Raw genomic sequence first — 17,717 nt, forward strand, 5'->3', positions numbered from 1 at the left:
CGGCCGGACTGACGCGATGGGCCCCCGGGCCCATCGCACTCGCACGAGAAGAGACGGACAGTTGGCCACCAGCAGCACACGAGCGAGGCCTGTACGGACCCTCGTCTTCCTGGGCGTCCTCGTGGTCGCCCTCTTCGGGAGCCTCTTCGCGGGGACGAAGCTCGACCCGCAGACCGCCGACGACCCGGGCGGCGCGAGCCTGACCCCGGGTCTCGCGCTGGACCTCGAGGGCGGCACGCAGATCATCCTCGAGCCCGTCACGACCGACGGTTCCGAGGTGACGCCCGAGGCGATCAACGAGGCGATCAACGTCATCCGCCAGCGCATCGACGCGCAGGGAGTGTCGGAGTCGGAGATCACCCGGCAGGGATCGGGCAACATCGTCGTCGGCATCCCCGGTGAGCCGAGCCAGGAGACGATCGACCTCGTCAGCCAGTCGGCCCAGATGCGCTTCCGGCCCGTGCTCGCGGTCGGCGCCCCGACGGCCGTCCCCGCCGAGGACGCGGCCGCCGAGGACGGGGCCACGGACGACGCGGCCGCCGACGACGCTGCGCCTGACGCGACGGAGTCGGCCGACGCCCCCGCCGACGCGGCGACCGACGGTGCGACCGAGGAACCGACCGACGGTGCGACGTCGGGCACGGAGGACGGCGAGACCGTCCGCCCGGAGAACCCGAGCGACCTCGCCCAGATCACCCCCGAGATCCAGGAGCAGTTCGACGCGCTCGACTGCACGGTCCCCGAGAACCTCGTGGGCGGCGACAGCGGCCCGACGGACAGCGCGTTCGTCGCGTGCTCCGCGGACGGCCTGGCCAAGTACGTGCTCGGCCCGGTCGAGGTCGAGGGCACCGACATCGCGAACGCCAGCTCCGGGCTCCGCGTCGGCCAGACCGGCGCCGTGACCAACGAGTGGGTCGTCAACCTCGAGTTCGACGGCGAGGGCACCACCCAGTTCCGCGAGGTGACGACGCGTCTCACGACCCTGCCGTCCCCGCAGAACCAGTTCGCGATGGTCCTCGACGGCCTCGTGATCTCCGCGCCCGTCTCGCAGGTCGCCATCCCCGACGGCAAGGCCGAGATCTCCGGGAGCTTCACGCGGGACAGCGCCGCGACCCTCGCGAACCAGCTGAACTTCGGCTCGCTGCCCCTGACCTTCGAGGTCCAGAGCCAGCAGCAGATCTCGGCGACCCTCGGCTCCGAGCAGCTCCAGAAGGGCCTGCTCGCGGGCGCGATCGGCATGCTGCTCGTGGTGATCTACTCGCTCTTCCAGTACCGGGTCCTCGGGCTGGTCACGGTCGCGTCGCTCACCGTCGCAGGCCTCTTCGCGTACGGGATCATCACGCTCCTGTCGTGGACGATCGGCTATCGCCTCTCCCTCGCGGGCGTCGCGGGCCTCATCGTCGCGATCGGAATCACCGCCGACTCGTTCATCGTGTACTTCGAGCGCATCCGCGACGAGCTGCGCGACGGTCGCACGCTGAACTCCGCGGTCGAGAAGGGCTGGGAGCGCGCACGCCGCACGATCCTCGCCTCCGACGCGGTGAACTTCGTCGCGGCGATCGTGCTGTACTTCCTCGCGGTCGGTGGCGTGCGCGGCTTCGCCTTCACCCTCGGGCTGACGACGCTCATCGACATCGTCGTGGTCTTCCTCTTCACGCACCCGCTGATGCAGCTCCTGGCGCGGACGAAGTTCTTCGCGACCGGCCACCCGTGGTCGGGCCTGGACCCGCGTCGCCTCGGGGCGCGCAGCATCCGGTACGCGGGCCGTGGCCGGGTCGTCACCACGCCCGGGTCGAGCAGCGCCGTCGAGGACGCGCCCTCGTCCCCGGAGCCGGACGCCGCCCCGGCACGCACCCGTGCCGAGACGCCCGCTCGCGAGACCGTCGCGGCCGGCGTCGGAGGCGGTGACGGGCCACGCATGACGATCGCCGAGCGGCGGGCTGCACAGCGGCGGGCCGCCGTCGAGGGAACCGTCGAGGACCAGCCTTCCGACGCGCCGTCGTCCGCGGGCGAGAACGAGGAGAAGCACTGATGGCCAGCGGATTCGCCCAGTGGGGCAACGACCTCTACACCGGTCGCCGGTCCTACGCCATCGTCGCGCGGCGCAGGCGGTACTTCGTCGCGGCGATCGTCGCGGTCGTGCTCTCGCTGGCGATCATCGGCGTCCGGATGGCCGGAGGCGGCCTCAACCTCGGCATCGAGTTCCGCGGTGGCTCCGAGTTCACCGTCTCGCAGGCCGCGGACACGTCGCAGCAGCCGGCGATCGAGGCCGTGCAGTCCGTCGCGCCCGAGGAGGTGCCGCGGATCTCGACGGTCGGCGCGAACAGCGTCCGCGTCCAGACGGCACAGCTGAGCAACGAGGAGGTCGAGGACGTCCGGGCAGCGCTCGCCGACGCCTACGAGGTCGAGGTCGGGGACGTCACGAGCGCGTTCATCGGCCCGACCTGGGGCCAGGACGTCTCGCAGAAGGCGATCGTCGGTCTCGTCGTCTTCCTCCTGCTCGTGAGCCTCGTCATGACGGTCTACTTCCGGAACTGGCGCATGGCCCTCGCGGCCGTCGTCGCGCTGTTCCACGACCTGATCGTCACGGTCGGCATCTACGCGCTCATCGGCTGGGAGATCACCCCGGCGACGGTCATCGGTCTGCTGACGATCCTCGCGTACTCGATCTACGACACCGTCGTGGTCTTCGACAAGGTGCGCGAGAACACGACCGGCATCCTCAACCAGACCCGGAGCACGTACGCCGAGCGCGCGAACCTCGCGATCAACCAGACGATGGTCCGGTCGATCAACACGTCCGTCGTCGCGCTCCTCCCGGTCGCCGCGATCCTCTTCATCGGGGCGTTCCTCCTCGGCGCCGGCACGTTGCGCGACATCGCGCTCGCGCTGTTCGTCGGCATGGCGGTCGGTGCGTACTCGTCGATCTTCCTCGCGACCCCCCTCGAGGTGGCGTTCCGCGAGCGCGAGACGGCGATCTCCGAGCACACGCGCAAGGTCCTCGACCTGCGCGCGGACCGCGCGGCGGAGCTCGGCGACGAGGGAGCCGAGGACGCGGTCCTCGCCGCGGCGGGTGTCGACGGCAGCCGCCAGCTCCAGCCGGGTGCGCACCAGGGGAACAGGGCGCAGCCGCGGAAGCGGCGCACCGCCCGATGACGGCCGAGCACGTCCCGGCCGCCGGGACCGACGGCCTGCGGGCCGTCGGTCTCGGCGGCCTCGGACCCGACCGGTCGGCGCGGGTGCTCGAGCTGGTGCGGTCGGTGCCCGACTACCCGGGACCGGGGATCACGTTCCGCGACATCACCGGCCTCCTCGCCGACGGTGACGCGTTCCGGCACGTGATCGAGGCGCTGGGTCACGTGGTCGACGCCGTCGACGGGGGCATCGACCTCGTCGCCGGGCTGGAGGCCCGTGGCTTCCTGCTCGGCGCGCCGCTCGCGACGCACCTCGGGGTCGGCTTCGTCCCGCTGCGCAAGGCGGGCAAGCTCCCGCCGCCGACGGACGCCGTGACCTACGACCTCGAGTACGGCACCGCCACGATCGAGCTGCGCGCGGGAACACTGCGACCCGGCGCACGCGTTCTGGTGGTGGACGACGTGCTCGCGACGGGCGGTACTGCCGCCGCGGGAGCGGAGCTGGTCGAGCGGGCCGGAGGCGTCGTCGTCGGGCTGGCGTTCCTCATGGAGCTCGACGGTCTGGGCGGTCGCGACCGCCTCGCGGGACGCGGGGTGACCACGCTCCTGCACGTGGGGTCGTAGGATTGCCACTCCGGTCGGTGCGGCAGGTCGTCGCACGAACGTCGGCGCACGTCGGCCGCACACGGAGGGAGGCGCACATGAGCGAGGACACCCGGACGTCGTCCGCGCCTGCCGGCCAGCCTCCCGCGACCCCGGGGGGCGGCGGGACCGGAGGGCGTGGCGTGCGGTCGCGCCTCGTGCGGTTCGGGACGCGGACCGGCGGGGGAAGCCCGGCGCTCGAGCCGCTGCTGCAGGCGGTGCGCACGAACCATCCCAAGTCCGACCTCTCCGTCATCGAGCGGGCCTACGGGACCGCCGAACGGGCGCACCGCGGCCAGCTGCGCAAGAGCGGCGACCCGTACATCACGCACCCGGTCGCCGTCGCGACGATCCTCGCGGACCTCGGGTTCGACGGCTCGACGCTCGCCGCGGCGCTCCTGCACGACACCGTCGAGGACACCGAGTACTCCCTCGACCAGCTCCGTGACGAGTACGGCGACGAGATCGCGATGCTCGTCGACGGCGTGACGAAGCTCGACAAGGTGACCTACGGGGACGCCGCGCAGGCAGAGACCGTGCGCAAGATGGTCGTCGCCATGGCGCGGGACATCCGCGTGCTCGTCATCAAGCTCGCGGACCGGCTGCACAACGCGCGCACGTGGAAGTACGTCTCGTCGTCGTCCGCCGAGCGCAAGGCGCGCGAGACGCTCGAGATCTACGCGCCGCTCGCGCACCGGCTCGGCATGAACACCATCAAGTGGGAGCTCGAGGACCTGTCGTTCCAGGCCCTGTACCCCAAGGTGTACGACGAGATCGTCCACCTGGTCGCCGAGCGCGCACCGGCGCGCGAGGAGTACCTCGCGGTCGTGCGCGAGCAGGTCACGGCCGACCTGCGCAGCGCCAAGATCCGCGCGACCGTCACGGGCCGGCCGAAGCACTACTACTCGATCTACCAGAAGATGATCGTGCGCGGTCACGACTTCGCGGAGATCTACGACCTCGTCGGTGCGCGCGTCCTCGTGGACAGCGTCCGGGACTGCTACGCGGCGCTCGGCGCGCTGCACGCCCGGTGGAACCCGGTGCCGGGGCGGTTCAAGGACTACATCGCGATGCCGAAGTTCAACATGTACCAGTCGCTCCACACGACGGTCATCGGCCCGGGCGGCAAGCCCGTCGAGATCCAGATCCGCACGCACGAGATGCACCGGCGCGCCGAGTACGGCGTCGCCGCGCACTGGAAGTACAAGGAGACCGCGAAGACGGCGGGGCGGACCGAGAAGGGCGACCCCGCCGCCAACGACATGCGCTGGTTGCGCCAGCTCGTGGACTGGCAGCGCGAGACCGCGGACCCTGCGGAGTTCCTCGACTCGTTGCGCTTCGAGATCGGCGGCGCGGAGGTCTACGTCTTCACGCCGAAGGGCGACGTCCTCGCGCTGCCCGCGGGATCGACCCCGGTCGACTTCGCGTACGCGGTCCACACCGAGGTCGGGCACCGCACGATGGGCGCCCGCGTCAACGGACGGCTCGTCCCGCTCGACTCGACGCTGGAGAACGGTGACGCCGTCGACGTCCTGACGTCCAAGTCGGAGAACGCCGGCCCGAGCCGTGACTGGCTCGCCTTCGTCAAGAGCCCTCGCGCACGCAACAAGATCCGCCAGTGGTTCTCGAAGGAGCGTCGCGAGGAGGCCGTCGAGCACGGCAAGGACGCGCTCGCCAAGGCGATGCGCAAGCAGAACCTCCCGATCCAGCGCCTGCTGTCCCACGAGACGCTCGTCGCGCTCGCGAACGAGATGCGTTTCGCCGACGTCACGGCGCTGTACGCCGCGATCGGCGAGGCCCAGGTCTCGGCGGCCAACGTCGTGTCGAAGCTCGTGCAGTCGATGGGCGGGGACGAGGGCACGGTCGAGGACGTCGCCGAGACGGCTCGCCCCGGCCAGACGGCGCGGCGCGTCCGCACCGGCGACCCCGGCGTGATGGTCAAGGGCGTCGACGACATCTGGGTCAAGCTCGCCAAGTGCTGCACGCCCGTCCCGGGTGACGAGATCATCGGGTTCATCACCCGCGGGCAGGGCGTGAGCGTCCACCGCGCGGACTGCGCGAACGTCGTCGGGCTGCGGAACCAGCCCGAGCGCATCGTCGACGTCACGTGGACGACCGGCAGCAACGCGATGTTCCTCGTCCAGATCCAGGTCGAGGCCCTCGACCGCGCGCGGCTCCTCTCGGACGTGACCCGTGTCCTGTCGGACCACCACGTGAACATCCTCTCGGCGACCGTCTCGACGTCGAACGACCGCGTCGCGATGTCGCGCTTCGTCTTCGAGATGGCCGAGCCGGCGCACCTCGCCCAGGTGCTCAGCGCGGTGCGCAAGGTCGACGGCGTGTTCGACGTCTACCGCATGACGGGATCGCGCGCCGAGCCGGCGCCGCCGCTGCCCGCCTGACGTCGGACCGCCCGCCGGGCGTGTCGGCGATCTCGCGGGGCGTCGCGGTCGGCGAGGGTGTCGCGCGGCGCGCCCGCCGGGCGTCGCCTGCGGGCCGGTGGCAGCATCGGGCGCATGGACCTGCCCGTGATGCCGCCCGTCCTGCCCATGCTCGCGAAGTCGGTCCTCGGCGTGCCCGAGCCGGACGCCACGCCCGGCGGCTACGTCTACGAGCCGAAGTGGGACGGCTTCCGCGCGATCGTCTACCGCGACGGGGACGAGGTGCGGCTCGACAGCCGCAACGCCCGCCCGATGGAACGGTACTTCCCGGAGGTCGTGGACGCGGTGCGGGCCGCGCTGCCGGAGCGGTGCGTCGTCGACGGCGAGATCGTCCTGGTGCAGGACGGTCGGCTCGAGTTCGAGGTGCTCCAGCAGCGCATCCACCCCGCGGCCTCACGCGTGCGCCTCCTCGCCGAGCAGACGCCCGCGAGCCTCGTCGTGTTCGACGTCCTCGCCCTGGGCGACGACGACCTGACCGGCGCCCCGCTCGCCCGTCGCCAGGAGGCCCTCGACGCGCTCGCGCTCGACGGGCCGCAGGTGCACGCCACCCCGCGCACACGGGACGTCGTCGTCGCGCGCGAGTGGTTCGACACCTTCGAGGGCGCCGGGCTCGACGGGGTCGTCGCGAAGCCGCTCGACGGGACCTACCAGCCGAACAAGCGCGCGATGCTCAAGATCAAGCACGGTCGAGAGGCCGACGTCGTGCTCGCCGGCTACCGGCTCCACAAGACCTCGACGCCCGCGGAGCCGCTGCTCGGCTCACTCCTGCTCGGCCTGTTCGACGACGCGGGGCAGCTGCAGTTCGTGGGCGTCGCCGCGTCCTTCCCGACGGCGCGCCGTGCGGCCCTCGTGGCCGAGCTCGCGCCGCTCGTCGTGGAGCCGGGCACACCCGAGGCGGACGCGCACCCGTGGTCGGGCTGGGAGAACCCGGCCGGGGAGCGCATGCCCGGCGCGGTGTCGCGGTGGAGCTCGGGCAAGGACCTGTCGTTCACGCCCCTGCGCCCCGAGCGGGTGCTCGAGGTGGCCTACGACCACATGGAGGGCGCGCGATTCCGCCACACCGCGCAGTTCCGGCGGTGGCGAGACGACCGGGAGCCGTCGTCGTGCACCTATGACCAGCTCGAGGAGCCCGTGCGCTACGACCTGACGAGCATCCTCCCGGGGGCGCCGGGGGTCGGCTGACGGCTCGCCGTCGGTGGACCGTCACACCTGGGGGCGGTCGCGGTCCTTGCTCGGCTGGACCCGCTTGGGCTCGCCCGGCATCTTGGGGTACTCCGGGGGATAGGGCAGGTCGCCCAGGCCGTGCTCGGCCTCGTCGCGCCGGGAGAGCTCGAGCGTCGCCTCGAGCGACGCACCGGGGTCGTCGCGGTCTGCCCGGAGCGGTGCGAACAGGTCGCCGACCTCTGCGAACCGCGCGGGCATCGTCCGGATGTCGAAGTCGTCCGGGTGGACGTCCGCGAGCTCGTCCCACGTCACCGGGGCGGAGACGGTCGCACGGTGGTTCGACCGGATCGAGTACGCCGACGCGATGGTGCGGTCGCGGGCCATCTGGTTGTAGTCGACGAAGATCTTGGCGCCGCGCTCCTCCTTCCACCACTTCGTCGTGACCTGGTCGGGGAGGCGGCGCTCGAGCTCGCGCCCGATCGCGATCGTCGCGCGGCGCGCGGCGACGAAGTCCCACTCGGGCGCGACCGGCACGAACACGTGGATGCCGCGCCCGCCCGACGTCTTCGGGAAGCCCGTCAGGCCGAGCTCGTCGAGCACCTCGCGCAGGTGCGGTGCGACGCGGACGGCGTCGTCGAAGTCCGTCCCCGGCTGCGGGTCGAGGTCGATCCGGAGCTGGTCGACCGCCTCGACGTCCTCGCCGCGCACGGGCCACGGGTGGAAGGTCAGCGTGCCGAGGTTCGCGGCCCAGGCCACGACGGCGAGCTCGGTGGGGCACACCTCGTCGGCCGTGCGCCCGCTCGGGAACGCGATGCGGGCCGTCTGCACGTAGTCGGGCGCGCCCTTGGGCACGCGCTTCTGGTAGAAGGCGTCGCCGCTGTTGTCCGTACGGGTGCTCATGCGAGCACCCTCGAACACGCCCTTCGGCCAGCGCTCGAGCGTCGTCGGCCGGTCGAGCAGTGCCCCGAGGATGCCGTCGCCGACGGCGAGGAAGTACTCGACGACGTCGAGCTTGGTGACGTCCCGGCGGGGGAACACGACCCGGTCAGGGCTCGTCACGCGCACCGTGCGTCCTCGGACGTCGAGCTCCACCGGTGGCGTCTTCGCTGCGGCCATGGCGCCCAACCTAGCCCGGCGGGGTGGCCTCGGCGAGCAGGACGTCGAGGACCTCGCGAGCCTTCTCGCGCCCGGGCCAGCGGAACCGGAGCTCGAGGGAGCGCGCGGCGGCGGCGACGTCGAGCTCGCGCGCCGACCGCAGGCACCGCAGGATCTCGAGCGCGGTGGCGCGGTCGCAGCGGGTCGCGACGTCGAGCGCGGTGCGTCGCGGGTCGGTCACCAGGATGCCGGCGACGACCTCCGTCTCCGAGCGCAGCACCGCGGACTGCCGGGGGACACGGCCCGGCAGCGGCGTCGGTCGATGGGTGCCCGGCGGGTAGAGGACGTCGAGCCGGACGGGGCGTCGACCGCCGCACAGCACCCAGGCGGCGCCGGCACCCGCGAGCACGGTCCGCGCCGGCACGAGGTCACGGACGGCCAGGGCCCGCAGGGTCGGGGTCTGCGGGACGCGCGCGGGTGCGGCGACGCCGTCCCAGACCTCGACGAGCGCTCCGCGTCGCACGAGGTCGCCGTACGCGACCTGGCCGCCCACCTCGGACGGCCGCACGAGCAGCCCGACGTCCACGGCGCGCGGCGCGAGCAGGCGCGCGAGGGGTGGGTAGGTCTCGGTGGGCGCGTCGTCCCGGAGGCCTGAGGCGGGGCGCTGGTGCGTGCCGGTGCTCATCCCCACACCGTGCACGACGACGAGCGGACGCGAAAGGGCCGGCGCCCGCCTGTGGACGGGTGCCGGCCCCTGGTCGGTTCGGGACGACTCAGCCGCGCGAGTCCTCCGCCGCGCGGACGACCTGCTCGAGCCAGGCGCGACGAGCCGTGAGAGCGGTCTCGAGGTCGGCGACGGCGCGCTTGTCCCCGCGCTCCTGCGCCGCGGCGAGGTCGGCCTCGAGGGCCTCGATCGCGGACTCGAGCTGGGCCGCGGCACCCTCGGCACGTGCCCGCGTCTCCGGGTTCGTGCGCGTCCACTGCGCCTGCTCCGCGTCGCGGACGGCGTTCTCGACGGCGCGCAGGCGTCCCTCGACACGCTGGAGGTCGCCGCGCGGCACCCGACCGGCCTGCTCCCACCGCTCCTGGACGTCCCGCAGGGCCGTCTTCGCGGCGGCGAGGTCCCGAACGGGCACGAGGGCCTCGGCCTCGGTGAGGATGGCCTCCTTCACCTCGAGGTTCGCCGCGTACTCGGCGTCGGTGGCGGAGCTGGCCGCGTCGCGCGCCTGGAAGAACGCGTCCTGCGCCGAGCGGAACCGCGCCCACAGCGCGTCGTCGTCACGACGGCTGGCGCGCCCGGCCGCCTTCCAGCGAGCCATGAGGTCGCGGTACGCCCCGGCCGTCGGGCCCCAGTCGGTGCTCGTCGCGAGGGCCTCGGCCTCCTCGACGAGCTTCTCCTTCTCCGCCTTGGCGGAGGTGTTGCGCTGCTCGAGCTCGGCGAAGTAGTGGCGCCGCTCGCGGTCGAACGCGGTGCGCGCGTGGCTGAACCGCTTCCACAGGGCCTCCTCGCTCGCCCGGTCGATGCGGGGGCCGGAGCGCTGCGCCTCCTTCCAGCGCTCGAGCAGGCCGCGGAGCTCCTCGCCCGCGGGACGCCACTGCATGCGGCTCGGGTCGGTCGCCGCGATCTTCTCGGCCGCCTCGATGATCTCCGTGCGGGCGGCGAGAGCGGCCGACTTCGCGGCGGCACGCTCGGCCTCGAGCTGCTGGCGACGCTCGCTCGCGACCGTGCGCAGGCCTTCGACCTGGGCACGCAGCGCGTCGAGGTCCCCGACGGCGGACGGCTCGGCCGTCTCCTCGGAGAGCCGCGCGAGCGTCTGGTCGATCTCCTTGACGGACAGGTCCGTGCTGGTGAGGCGGGCCTCGAAGAGAGCGACCTTCGCCTGGAGGTCGAGGTAGCGGCGCACGTAGAGCGTGAGCGCCTCGTCCGTGTCGACGCCCGGGAACTGGCCGACGACGCGCTCGCCCGCCGCCTCGCGCACGTGCACGGTGCCGTCGTCGTCCACTCGGCCGAACGCCGCGGCCGCCTTGGCGGCGGGCGAGTCGTCGGCGAGGGCCGGCACCGCCCGCTCGAGCGGGATCGCGGTGGCCGGGGACGCGGCGGCTGGGGAGGCCGGACGGCGCGGGCTTGCGCGGGGGTGCGGGACGGCGGAGGGCTTGGGCCGCGGTGCCGGGCGGGGGTCGGGCGACCGGCGACGCTCGGCGCGGCGGGGGCCGGGGTGGCCTTCTCGGTGGACTCGCCCTGGTCTGCGGTGGGCGCGGGTGCTTCGTCGTGCTCGGAGGTGTCCTCCGTCGCGGAGCCCGTGCCGGCGCCCTCTGCCGGAGCGGGCTCCTCCACGTCGGCCTGGGGCTCCGTCGCCGCCTCCGACTGCGCTGCGGCTGAAGCGGGCTCGTCCTCGACCACCGCAGCGGGTTCGTCCGCGGCTGCAGCAGCAGGTTCGTCCTCGACCGCAGCGGGCTCGTCCGCGGCTGCAGCAGGTTCGTCCGCGGCTGCAGCGGGCTCGTCCGCCGCGGCCTCGGGCGCCTCTGCGGACGCCGGGGCGTCCACGGGAGCGGCGGACGAGGCGGTCTCGCTCGCCTCGGTCTCGCTCGCCTCGGTCGTCTCGGTCTCGGTCTCGGTCGCCTCGACCCGTCCGGTCGCGTCCGCCTCTGCGGGCTCCGTCACCGGCGTGCTCGCCTCGTTGTTCGCGGGATCGCTCACTGGGTCTCAACTCCTTCGATGGTGACCGGGGTCGCGGGGGAGCCGTCGCCGGCCCCGTCCGCGGTCCCCGCGTCAGCGACTGCCTGGACGACGTCCAGACCGGATGTGATGGTGCCGAACACTGTGTAACCGCCCGCCGCGTCGGCCGGGATGGTCGAGTCCTCGTAGACGAGGAAGAACTGGGAGCCCATCGACTCGCCGTCCCCGCCCTGGCGGGCCATGGCGACCGTCCCAGCGGGGTACACGTCGTCGGAGGGGGCGTTCTCGATGGGGCCGAAGCTGTAGCCCGGGTCGCCGGTCCCCGTGCCCGTCGGGTCGCCGCACTGCAGCACGTAGATTCCCGAGGTGGTCAGCCGGTGGCACGACGTGTCGTCGAAGTACCCGGAGTCGGCGAGCGCGACGAAGCTCGCCACCGCCTGCGGCGCGGCGGCGCCGTCGAGCGAGAGGGTGATGTCGCCGACGCTCGTCGTGAGCGACGAGGTCCATGCTCGCCCCTCGGCGGCGGACGCCGGCGGCAGGGTGTGCTCGCCGGTGCTGCCCGGCGTGGCGGCGGCCCCGGGCTCCCCGCCGGGGTCCGTCTCGGAGCTCTGCGCGGCGGACAGCGCCCACCAGACGACGACACCGATGACGAGCAGGGCCAGGACGACACCGACGATCGACCACCGGCGCTGGCGTCGCGCACGCAGCTGCGCCTGGCGCTGCTCCCACTTCTCCTGGCGGCGGCGCGCCTGCTCGCGCTCCCTGCTCTTCGTCGACACCCCAGCTCCTTCGTCGTCCGCCGTGACGGCGCGCGCGGTCGACCACGGTGCGCCCGCGGTCGGTACGGGACAGTCTAGGCACCGTGGGCGTCGGAGCCCCGCGGATTCTCGCGCCTCAGGTCACGGTCCGGTATCGACCTCGCCGCTCCCGGTCCGGACGGCGGCACGTCGGGACGCTAGCCTCGGGCCGTGGACGGACGGACGGGACACGGCCCGACGACGGCGGACGACGACGGTCCCGACCGGGGCGCGCCCACCGGGGGGCTCGAGGTCGAGGTGGTCGTCGCGCCGGTCTTCGGGACGAACTGCTCGCTCGTCAGCGCCCATGGCGGGGACTGCGTCGTCGTCGACGCAGGTGCGGGCGTCGGGGACGCGGTCACGGCGTCGATCGAGCGACGTGGTCTCGTCCCGCGCGCCGTCCTCGCGACCCACGGCCACGTCGACCACACGTGGGACGCTGCCGTGCTGTGCGAGCGCTTCGGCGTGCCGCTCGTCCTCCACGCCGCGGACGCGTACCGGCTGGCGGACCCGTTCGGCACGCTCGAGCGACGGCCCGCGGCCTCGGCCGGGCCGGGCGTCGCAGGAGCGGCGCTGGTCTCGGGGCCGCTCGGCGAGGCGCTGCGCGCCGCCGGGGCGCACCCGACCGACTACCGGGAGCCGTCCGACGTGCAGACGTTCGAGGCCGGCGCGGGACACGAGCACGCGCTGCGCTTCGGTGAGCTCCTCCTGAGCGCGGTCGGGGCGCCCGGGCACACCGAGGGCTCCACGCTCTACCTGCTCGGCGCGCCGGGGTCCGGTCTCGTGCTGAGCGGCGACGTCCTCTTCGCGGGGTCCGTCGGCCGCACGGACCTGCCCGGGGGCGACGGGGCGACGATGGCGCGGACCCTGCGGGACGTCGTCGGGCGCCTGGACCCGCGCTGGGACGTGCTGCCCGGCCACGGTCCCACGACGACCGTCGCCCGTGAGCTCGCGACCAACCCGTTCCTCGCCCGCGGCTGACCCCCCTCGCCCGCGACCGGTCCGCCGCGACCCGCCGCGATCCGACCCGCCGCGATCCGACCCGCCGCGATCCGGCCCGCCGCGATCTCGACCGGTGCGCACGGCCGCGGGACGATTGCCGGTCACCGGGCGGTGTCTGGAAGGATCAGGTCCCATGGCCAGGCCCACACCCCTCTCCGGATTCCCCGAATGGCTGCCCGACGGACGGATCGTCGAGCAGCACGTCCTCGACGTGCTGCGCCGCACGTTCGAGCTGCACGGCTTCGCGGGGGTCGAGACGCGCGCGGTGGAGCCGCTCGACCAGCTGCTGCGCAAGGGCGAGACGTCCAAGGAGGTCTACGTCCTGCGCCGGCTCCAGGAGGAGCCGGGGGAGGGCGACGAGGCCCGGACCGGGCGACCCGAGAAGCAGCTCGGCCTCCACTTCGACCTCACCGTCCCGTTCGCCCGCTACGTGCTCGAGAACGCCGGGCACCTCGCGTTCCCGTTCAAGCGGTACCAGATCCAGAAGGTCTGGCGTGGCGAGCGCCCCCAGGACGGGCGGTTCCGTGAGTTCACGCAGGCGGACATCGACGTCGTCGGCGCCGGCGAGCTGCCGTACCACTTCGAGGTCGAGCTCCCGCTCGTCATGGCCGAGGCGCTCGGTGCGCTGCGCGAGATCGGCGTCCCCGAGGTCCGCGTCCTCGTCAACAACCGGCGCGTCGCCGAGGGCTTCTACCGCGGGCTCGGGCTCGACGCCGTCGACGACGTGCTGCGCCAGATCGACAAGCTCGACAAGATCGGCCCCGACAAGGTCGCCGACCTCCTCGTCGCGGAGGCCGGCGCGACGCCCGAGCAGGCGGACGCGTGCCTGGCGCTCGCCGCGATCAGCGGCACGGACACGTCCGTCGTCGACCGCGTGCGGGCGCTCGCCGCCGAACGAGGCGTGACGAGCGAGCTCATGGAGACGGGGCTGGCCGAGCTCGCCGCCATCGTCGAGGCGGCGAGCGTGCGCGCTCCCGGGGTCGTCGTCGCGGACCTCAAGATCGCGCGCGGCCTCGACTACTACACGGGCTCCGTCTACGAGACCGTGCTCGTGGGGCACGAGCAGCTCGGCTCGATCTGCTCCGGCGGCCGTTACGACACGCTCGCGTCCGACGGCGCGACGACCTACCCGGGAGTCGGGCTCTCGGTCGGCGTCTCGCGCCTCGTCTCGCGCCTGCTGTCGGCGGGTCTGGTGCGTGCCACGCGTTCGGTGCCCAGCGCCGTCGTGGTTGCCGTGACGAGCGAGGAGTCACGACCGGCGTCGGACGCGGTGGCCACCGCGCTGCGTGCGCGCGGGATCCCGGTCGAGGTCGCGCCGAGCGCGGCGAAGTTCGGCAAGCAGATCCGGTACGCCGACCGACGTGGCATCCCGTTCGTGTGGTTCCCCGCCGACGGGCAGCTCGACGACGCGGGCGACACGCGACCCGACCAGGTCAAGGACATCCGGTCCGGCGAGCAGGTCGACGCGGACGCGGCGTCGTGGGTTCCGCCCGCCGAGGACCTCTGGCCCCGGGCCGTGCCCGGGGCCTGATCCCCGCGCACCGCGGTGTGCGGCGTCGGGGTGCTCGCCGGTCAGCCGGTGAGCGCACCGAGGCCGGTCAGCCAGCCTGCGCGCGCGCCGAGCACGACGACGCCCGCGGCCGCGGCGAGGACGGCCACGCCCGCGAGCACGTCGAGCGGGCCGAGAGCGACCGGTCGGGAGGTCGTGCGCGGCCCCGCCCCGAGCCCGCGTGACTCGAGGGCGATCGCGAGGCGTTCGGACCGCCGGATCGCGCCGACGAGCAGCGCGAAGGCCGCGGCGCCCAGCGCGCGGGGAGAGCGCGGGAGGTGCCCCGCGGTGCGACGCGGGTCACGGACCGCCTGCGCGCACCGGATCGTGTGCCACGTGCCGGGGAGCTCCTCCAGCAGCCGGTGCGCCGCGAGCACGGCGAACGTCCACGTGGCGGGCAGCCGGGCGTGCTGGTGCAGGCTCGTCATGAGGCGCACCGGATCGGTCGTCAGCACGAGGGTCAGGGAGAGGACGCCGACGAACAGCGTGCGCAGCGCGAGCGAGACGCCGATCGTCAGCCCGGTCGAGCCGACGGTGACGGGGCCGATCACGACGGTGTCGCCGCCCGGGCGGGTCAGGACGTTGACCACGAGCAGGCTCGTCGCGAGCACGAGGAACGGCACGTGGCCCACGGCGACGGCCCGCAGCGGCACCCGCCCGAGCGCCAGGAGCGCGGCGAGCGCGAGGCCGTAGCCGATCGCGGGGGTCACGGGGTCCGTCACGAGCAGCGCGGCGGTCGACAGCACCAGCACCGTCGCGAGCTTCACGGTCGGGTTCCACCGGGCGAGCGGGCTCATCCGTGCACCGCCGGGACGCGGTCGCCGTGGCCGGGCCGGCACCGGGCGAGGAGCGCGTCGTCGAGCGCACGGACGAGCGCGCGCAGCCCGACGCCCTCGCCCCGGCCCGTGCGCGCCCACCACTCGAGCAGCGGCGGCCGGGCGAGCCGCGCACCGGCGCACAGCGCGTCGTCGGCGAGCGCCGCCGACGTCTCACGGTCCGCGACGACCTCGCCGTCGACGACGACGGCCACGCGGTCGGCGACCCGCGCGACGAGGGTCAGGTCGTGCGTGACGAGCGCGACCGCGCCCCCGCGGTCGGCGAGGTCCCGCAGGACCCGGGCGGTCGCGTCGGACTGGGCGCGGTCGAGGCCGAAGGTCGGTTCGTCCGCGAGCAGGACCGGGGGATCGAGCACCGTCGCGGTCGCGAGGGACAACCGCCGCTGCTCGCCGCCCGACAGGCGGAACGGGTTCGCGTCGGCGAGGTGGGTGAGCCCGTACGCCGCGAGCGTCCGCGCGACGCGCTCGTCGAGGTCCGCGACGCCCGCGAGGCGTGGCGACCACGCGACCTCGTCGCGCACGGTCCGTGCGAGGAGCTGGTGCTCGGGGTCCTGGAAGACCATCGCGACGGGCGCCGGCCCCGCCACGGTCAGCGTGCCCGACCTCGGTTCCAGCCCGGCGAGCCCGCGCAGCAGCGTGGACTTCCCGCTCCCGTTGGGTCCGACGACGGCGAGCACCTCGCCGACGTGCAGGTCGAGGTCGACGTCGCGCACGACCGGTGCGCCGGACCGTGTCACCGTGAACGCGCGCGCACGGAGCGCCACGGGGGGTGCCGGCGTGCCTGCCGTGGCAGGCAGGGCCCGCCCGGCCCGCGCCGGACGGTCGGCGGACGGGCCGGTGCGCGAGGAGGAGGCGAGGTCGACGAGCCACGCGTCGGTGCGGTCGGAGCCGAGAGGCCCGGGGGCCCCTGCGGCCTCGAGCAGGACGTCGAGAGGGAGCCAGCAGCCGAGCTCGAGGAGCCGCTGCGCGTGCTCGCGCAGGACGGCGCGGGTGGAGCCGTGCGCGACGACGCGCCCGCTGTCGTCGAGCACGAGCGTGGCGTCGGGCAGGTCGCCGAGCTCGTCGAGGCGGTGCTCGACCACGACGAGCGCCCGGCGCCGCCCCGGGCCGTCGGCGAGCCGGGCGACGAGGGCACCCACCTCGCGCGCGCCCTGAGGGTCGAGGAGCGCGGTGGGTTCGTCGAGGACGAGCAGCGCGGGGTCGGTGACGAGCGCGGCGGCGAGCGCGACGCGCTGCGCCTCGCCGCCGGAGAGCGCGTGCGTCGACCGCGAGCGCAGGTGCGTCGCCCCCGCCGCGGCGAGGGCGTGCTCGGTCCGGTCGTCGACCGTGGCCGGGTCGGCGGCGCGGTTCTCGAGCGCGAAGCGCAGCTCGTCCTCGACGCCGCCGAGGCACAGCTGGTCGCCGGGGCTCTGCTGCACCAGGCCGATCTCCGCGGCGAGGCGTGCCACAGGGACCTCCCGGGGGTCGTGGCCGGCGACCTGCACGTCGCCGGTCACGTGCCCGGGCAGCGTGTGCGGGACGACCCCGGTGAGGACACGCAGGAGCGTCGACTTGCCGCACCCGGACGGTCCGACGACGAGCAGCCCGGTCCCCTCCGCGACCTCGAGGCTCACCGCGTCGAGCACGGGGACGGCGTCGTGGCCGACGCTGACGGACAGGCGCCGCGTCCGCACGGCCGCGGTCCCGGGCGCGGCGGGGGCGGGCGCGACCTCAGCCACGGCGCGCCCCGATGGCGAACGCGTCGAGGGCGCCGGTGCGCGCGAGCGCGTCGCCGAGCAGGCGTGCCGCGATCCCGCACAGCAGCACGCACGACACGACCTGGACGCCGAGCCGGAGCATCGCGTAGTCCTGGCCGAGCCAGCCGAACCGGACCGCGTTGAACGCGTACGTGACGAGGGCCGCGCTCACGCCGGAGGCGACGAAGACCCACCACCCGTAGCGGCGGTAGCGCGTGAGGGCGAAGGGCAGCTCGGCTCCCGCCCCCTGCACGAGCCCGACGAGCAGCAGGAGCGGTCCGGCGGGCGAGGCGAGGAACACGACCTCGACGAGCGCGGCGAGCGTCTCCGTGAGGATCCCGACGCCCGGCTTGCGCACGATGTACGTCGCGAGCGGTCCGACGACGATCCAGGCGCCGGCGAGCACGTTCGCGGCGAGGTCGGCGAGCGGTCCCAACGCGAGCTGGAGCGGCGCCCAGAGCTGGACGAACGCCCAGTACACGAAGCCGAACACGACGCCCAGGACCGCGACGAGAACGGTCTCGTGGAGCGTCAGGCCGTGAGGTCGCCGGGACGCTCCTGGCCGGGGCGTGACGGGTCGTGCGACGGGTCGGGCGGTGGGCTCGGTCATGCGGGTCCCTTCGTCGGGCCGCGACGGGTGCACG

14 protein-coding genes are annotated in these 17,717 nt (G+C 74.1%); 7 read left to right on the forward strand and 7 right to left on the reverse strand.

Annotated features, from left to right (window positions below; genetic code table 11):
• Window positions 1-61 precede the first annotated feature (61 nt).
• The 5 genes from secD (at window position 62) to NFS20_RS06370 (ending at window position 7,399) form a co-directional block, all read left to right on the forward strand.
• Complete coding sequence (secD, locus tag NFS20_RS06350; RefSeq protein WP_502800789.1) at window positions 62-2,032, forward strand: protein translocase subunit SecD; 1,971 nt, start codon at window positions 62-64, stop codon at window positions 2,030-2,032.
• Window positions 2,032-3,156, forward strand: a complete 1,125-nt coding sequence (gene secF, locus NFS20_RS06355; RefSeq protein ID WP_251150895.1) for a protein translocase subunit SecF — start codon at window positions 2,032-2,034, stop codon at window positions 3,154-3,156. Before secD ends, secF begins: the two co-directional genes overlap by 1 nt.
• Window positions 3,153-3,758 carry an adenine phosphoribosyltransferase gene (locus NFS20_RS06360; protein ID WP_251150896.1) on the forward strand — a complete coding sequence of 202 codons (606 nt, stop codon included), beginning with the start codon at window positions 3,153-3,155 and terminating at the stop codon, window positions 3,756-3,758. Before secF ends, NFS20_RS06360 begins: the two co-directional genes overlap by 4 nt.
• Window positions 3,759-3,835: 77 nt before the next feature.
• A complete protein-coding gene (locus tag NFS20_RS06365; protein ID WP_251150897.1) occupies window positions 3,836-6,178 on the forward strand; it encodes a RelA/SpoT family protein in 2,343 nt (780 codons plus the stop codon).
• Between the two features lie 114 nt (window positions 6,179-6,292).
• Complete coding sequence (locus tag NFS20_RS06370) at window positions 6,293-7,399, forward strand: ATP-dependent DNA ligase (RefSeq protein ID WP_251150898.1); 1,107 nt, start codon at window positions 6,293-6,295, stop codon at window positions 7,397-7,399.
• 21 nt (window positions 7,400-7,420) lie between these two features.
• On the opposite strand, the gene ligD is transcribed toward NFS20_RS06370, so the two are convergent.
• From ligD to NFS20_RS06390, 4 genes are all read right to left on the reverse strand, one after another.
• Window positions 7,421-8,497, reverse strand: coding sequence for a non-homologous end-joining DNA ligase (gene ligD, locus NFS20_RS06375; protein ID WP_251150899.1), 1,077 nt, complete (start codon window positions 8,495-8,497; stop codon window positions 7,421-7,423).
• Window positions 8,498-8,507: 10 nt separating this feature from the next.
• The gene (locus NFS20_RS06380; protein WP_251150900.1) at window positions 8,508-9,161 is read right to left on the reverse strand and encodes a type IV toxin-antitoxin system AbiEi family antitoxin; all 654 of its coding nucleotides are present in this window, start codon (window positions 9,159-9,161) and stop codon (window positions 8,508-8,510) included.
• 88 nt (window positions 9,162-9,249) lie between these two features.
• Complete coding sequence (locus tag NFS20_RS06385; protein WP_251150901.1) at window positions 9,250-10,536, reverse strand: DUF349 domain-containing protein; 1,287 nt, start codon at window positions 10,534-10,536, stop codon at window positions 9,250-9,252.
• A gap of 634 nt (window positions 10,537-11,170) precedes the next feature.
• On the reverse strand, window positions 11,171-11,932 hold the full coding sequence (locus tag NFS20_RS06390; RefSeq protein ID WP_251150902.1) for a peptidylprolyl isomerase: 762 nt from the start codon (window positions 11,930-11,932) through the stop codon (window positions 11,171-11,173).
• A gap of 189 nt (window positions 11,933-12,121) precedes the next feature.
• Here NFS20_RS06390 and NFS20_RS06395 point away from each other — a divergent pair, with 189 nt between their 5' ends.
• Window positions 12,122-12,931, forward strand: a complete 810-nt coding sequence (locus NFS20_RS06395; protein ID WP_251150903.1) for an MBL fold metallo-hydrolase — start codon at window positions 12,122-12,124, stop codon at window positions 12,929-12,931.
• A gap of 154 nt (window positions 12,932-13,085) precedes the next feature.
• Window positions 13,086-14,483 carry a histidine--tRNA ligase gene (hisS, locus tag NFS20_RS06400; RefSeq protein WP_251150904.1) on the forward strand — a complete coding sequence of 466 codons (1,398 nt, stop codon included), beginning with the start codon at window positions 13,086-13,088 and terminating at the stop codon, window positions 14,481-14,483.
• A 41-nt stretch (window positions 14,484-14,524) separates the two neighbouring features.
• Here the strand turns inward: hisS and NFS20_RS06405 are convergent, their stop codons facing one another.
• The 3 genes from NFS20_RS06405 to NFS20_RS06415 are packed head-to-tail and all read right to left on the reverse strand — an operon-like array spanning window position 14,525 to window position 17,683.
• Entirely contained in the window at window positions 14,525-15,298 is a 774-nt protein-coding gene (locus tag NFS20_RS06405; RefSeq protein WP_251150905.1) for an energy-coupling factor transporter transmembrane component T family protein, read from the reverse strand.
• Window positions 15,295-17,055 carry an ABC transporter ATP-binding protein gene (locus NFS20_RS06410; RefSeq protein WP_251150906.1) on the reverse strand — a complete coding sequence of 587 codons (1,761 nt, stop codon included), beginning with the start codon at window positions 17,053-17,055 and terminating at the stop codon, window positions 15,295-15,297. The genes NFS20_RS06405 and NFS20_RS06410 overlap by 4 nt, the downstream gene beginning before the upstream one ends.
• A complete protein-coding gene (locus NFS20_RS06415) occupies window positions 17,048-17,683 on the reverse strand; it encodes an ECF transporter S component (protein ID WP_251150907.1) in 636 nt (211 codons plus the stop codon). The genes NFS20_RS06410 and NFS20_RS06415 overlap by 8 nt, the downstream gene beginning before the upstream one ends.
• Window positions 17,684-17,717: the final 34 nt, after the last annotated feature.

The organism is Cellulosimicrobium sp. Marseille-Q4280 (assembly GCF_943181405.1).
Taxonomy (GTDB): domain Bacteria; phylum Actinomycetota; class Actinomycetes; order Actinomycetales; family Cellulomonadaceae; genus Cellulosimicrobium.

Excerpts from the sequence above, each read along its gene's own strand:
- secF (WP_251150895.1), top strand. The coding sequence starts at position 2,032 with ATGGCCAGCGGATTCGCCCAGTGGGGCAACGACCTCTACACCGGTCGC.
- NFS20_RS06360 (WP_251150896.1), top strand. The coding sequence starts at position 3,153 with ATGACGGCCGAGCACGTCCCGGCCGCCGGGACCGACGGCCTGCGGGCC.
- NFS20_RS06365 (WP_251150897.1), top strand. The coding sequence starts at position 3,836 with ATGAGCGAGGACACCCGGACGTCGTCCGCGCCTGCCGGCCAGCCTCCC.
- NFS20_RS06370 (WP_251150898.1), top strand. The coding sequence starts at position 6,293 with ATGGACCTGCCCGTGATGCCGCCCGTCCTGCCCATGCTCGCGAAGTCG.
- ligD (WP_251150899.1), bottom strand. The coding sequence starts at position 8,497 with ATGGCCGCAGCGAAGACGCCACCGGTGGAGCTCGACGTCCGAGGACGC.
- NFS20_RS06380 (WP_251150900.1), bottom strand. The coding sequence starts at position 9,161 with ATGAGCACCGGCACGCACCAGCGCCCCGCCTCAGGCCTCCGGGACGAC.
- hisS (WP_251150904.1), top strand. The coding sequence starts at position 13,086 with ATGGCCAGGCCCACACCCCTCTCCGGATTCCCCGAATGGCTGCCCGAC.
- NFS20_RS06405 (WP_251150905.1), bottom strand. The coding sequence starts at position 15,298 with ATGAGCCCGCTCGCCCGGTGGAACCCGACCGTGAAGCTCGCGACGGTG.
- NFS20_RS06415 (WP_251150907.1), bottom strand. The coding sequence starts at position 17,683 with ATGACCGAGCCCACCGCCCGACCCGTCGCACGACCCGTCACGCCCCGG.